The organism is Streptomyces sp. P17, from assembly GCF_032436805.1.
Lineage (GTDB): Bacteria > Actinomycetota > Actinomycetes > Streptomycetales > Streptomycetaceae > Streptomyces.
The window spans coordinates 1-2,933 of sequence record NZ_JAVRBF010000151.1 but is presented as its reverse complement, the minus strand read 5'-3'; the positions used below and the strand labels follow the sequence as shown (position 1 = coordinate 2,933).

Genomic DNA, 2,933 nt, shown 5'->3' with positions numbered 1-2,933 from the left:
CGTTCGCCCCGTCGCGACGCCCGGCACGCACTCTCGCCGCACCGGCCGAAAGCCCAGGTACATCCAGTACGAGGGCTGCCGGCCGGCACGCCGAGAGCACGCACCGGACGCCGCTCCTTGACGGGCAAACGTCGCCTGCCGCGGCACTAGCTGACCCGGCGGACCAGATACGCCGTACCCCGGTCCGCCGGTTCCTCCCCCACGTACTCCTGCCCCCGCATCTCGCACCACGCGGGGATGTCCAGGCGGGCCGCCTCGTCGTCGGACAGCACCCGGACCGTCCCGCCGATCGGCACGTCCCCGATGACCTTCGCCAGTTCGATGACCGGGATCGGGCAGCGCTTGCCCAGGGCGTCGACGATCAAGGCGTCCTCCTGTACGACCGTCGTGGGCGTCGGTGCGCCCAGCTTCTCCCGCACCGACGCCACCGCGCCGGGCAGGGTGGACAGGAACCGCTCCACGTCCTCCCGCGCCGTCCCGAACGGCAGCGACACCCGGACGTTCCCCTCGCTCAGCACCCCCATCGCCCTCAGTACATGGCTGGGCGTCAGCGTGCTGCTCGTACAGGATGATCCGGACGAGACGGAGAAACCGGAGCGGTCCAGCTCGTGCAGCAGTGTCTCCCCGTCGACATAGAGACACGAGAAGGTGACGATGCCGGGCAGCCGGCGCACCGGATCGCCCACCACCTCCACATCCGGCACCAGTTCCGGCACCCGCGCCCGGATCCGGTCCGTCAGCTCCCGCAGCCGCGCCGCCTCCTGGACCGCCTCGGCCCGCACCGCCCGCAGCGAGGCCGCCGCCGCCACGATCGCCGGAAGGTTCTCGAACCCGGCCGCCCGCCCGGACTCCCGCTCGTCCACGGGCCCTTGAGGAGCGAACCGCACGCCCTTGCGCACGACGAGCACCCCGACCCCGGACGGCCCGCCCCACTTATGGGCACTGGCGGTGAGCAGCGACCAGTCCCCCTCGACCGGCCCCCACCCCAGCGACTGCGCCGCATCCACGAGCAACGGCACCCCCGCCTCCCGGCACAACGCGGCCACTTCGGCAACGGGCTGCTCGGTCCCCACCTCATGATTGGCCGACTGAAGACAGGCCAGCGCGGTGTCCTGCCGGAGCCCGGCCGCGTAGGCCGAGGGGTCCACCGTTCCCGTTCGGCCGACCGCCACCCGGGTGACCGAACCGCCCTCCCTCTCATGCGCTTCGGCGGAATGCAGCACGGAAGAATGCTCGACGGATGACACGATCAGGTGACGTCCCACCCGCCGCCGCCCGGCCAACGCCCCCGCGATCCCGCTGTGCACGGCCCGGGTCCCGGACGAGGTGAAGGTCAGTTCGTCGGCCCGGCATCCCACGGCCTCGGCAGCGGCCTCCCGGGCAGCATCCAGCAGCAACCGCGCCCGCCGTCCCTCCCGGTACAACCGCGCAGGATCAGCCCACCCCTCGTCAAGGGAGGCCAACAGTGCCTGCCGGGCCACGGGATGAAGAGGAGCACTGGAAGCAGCATCGAAATAGGACACACAGCCACGCTAACTCCGTAGGGGGCGGGGCTGTGCCGATATGCGGCTCCGCCGCGGGGCGCGGCCAGCCGCAACAGGCCCGCAGCCGCCAATCCAGCGAACCCCCCACTCATAGGCACCCCTCCCCGCGAAGCCCCGGAGGGCGTCGGCTAGGGTTTGGTCCGCATAAACATCCAAACCCCTGCCCGACGCAGGGCGGCGACCGACCAGCGAGAAGGCCGCAGCCGACCGCGCGGGCGAGACTCTCGGGAAGGCGCTACGTGAGTCCCAACGGCTCCGACCGCTCGCCGCGGCGCCCGATGCGGCGGAAGCTGCTGCAGGCACTGACCGCGGGCCTGGTCCTGGCGACCGCCACCGGTTGCACATACAAGGACTTCCCCCGCCTTGGTATGCCCACCCCGACCACGGAAGAGGCTCCGCGGATCCTCTCCCTGTGGCAGGGCTCCTGGGCTGCCGCGCTCGCCGTCGGCGTGCTGGTGTGGGGCCTGATCCTGTGGAGTGCCATCTTCCACCGGCGCAGCCGCACCAAGGTCGAGGTCCCTCCGCAGACCCGGTACAACATGCCGATCGAGGCGCTGTACACGGTGGTCCCGCTGATCATCGTCTCGGTGCTCTTCTACTTCACGGCCCGCGACGAGTCGAAGCTCCTTGAGCTCAAGGACAAGCCCGACGTCACCATCAACGTCGTCGGCTTCCAGTGGAGCTGGTGCTTCAACTACGTCGAGAGCGTCGACGGTTCCACCGGTGACGCCACCAAGGCCAAGGAACTGGACGCGATTCCGGACCGCTTCAGGGAAGACTTCCCGGCCAACGCCGGCGGCGTCTACGACTGCGGCACCCCCGGCACGCGCAACCCCCAGACCGGCAACCCGGGCCCGACCCTGTGGCTGCCCGAGGGCAAGCGGGTCCGCTTCGTCCTCACCTCGCGCGATGTCATCCACTCCTTCTGGGTCGTGCCGTTCCTGATGAAGCAGGACGTCATCCCGGGCCACACCAACGCCTTCGAGGTGACTCCCAACCAGGAGGGCACCTTCCTGGGCAAGTGCGCCGAGCTCTGCGGCGTCGACCACTCCCGGATGCTGTTCAACGTGAAGGTCGTCTCCCAGGAGCGCTACGAGCAGCACCTCAACGACCTCGTGAAGAAGGGGCAGACCGGTTACGTTCCCGCCGGCATCGAGCAGACGAGCCGCGAGAAGAACCGGGAGACGAACAACCTGTGAGCATCCTCAACGAACCCCAGGGTGCCGCCGCAGCAGAGTCCCACTACACGGACGAGCTGCCGGTCAGGCGCCAGAACCGCGGCAGTGTCGTCATCAAGTGGCTCACCACCACTGACCACAAGACGATCGGAACGCTCTACCTGGTCACGTCGTTCGCGTTCTTCTGCATCGGTGGCGTGCTGGCGCTGTT

Annotated in this window: 2 protein-coding genes and 1 pseudogene; 2 read left to right on the top strand and 1 reads right to left on the bottom strand. The window is 69.6% G+C overall.

Annotated features, from left to right (window positions below):
• Nucleotides 1–146: 146 nt before the first annotated feature.
• Complete coding sequence (locus tag RMT89_RS39900) at nt 147–1,523, bottom strand: aminotransferase class V-fold PLP-dependent enzyme (protein WP_315888648.1); 1,377 nt, start codon at nt 1,521–1,523, stop codon at nt 147–149.
• A gap of 260 nt (nt 1,524–1,783) precedes the next feature.
• Between RMT89_RS39900 and coxB the strand changes: the two genes are divergently transcribed.
• Both coxB and RMT89_RS39890 read left to right on the top strand, forming a co-directional pair.
• On the top strand, nt 1,784–2,743 hold the full coding sequence (coxB, locus tag RMT89_RS39895; RefSeq protein ID WP_315888647.1) for a cytochrome c oxidase subunit II: 960 nt from the start codon (nt 1,784–1,786) through the stop codon (nt 2,741–2,743).
• Nucleotides 2,740–2,933: pseudogene (locus RMT89_RS39890) on the top strand (cytochrome ubiquinol oxidase subunit I); the annotation flags it as partial. The gene coxB and the pseudogene RMT89_RS39890, both read left to right, overlap by 4 nt.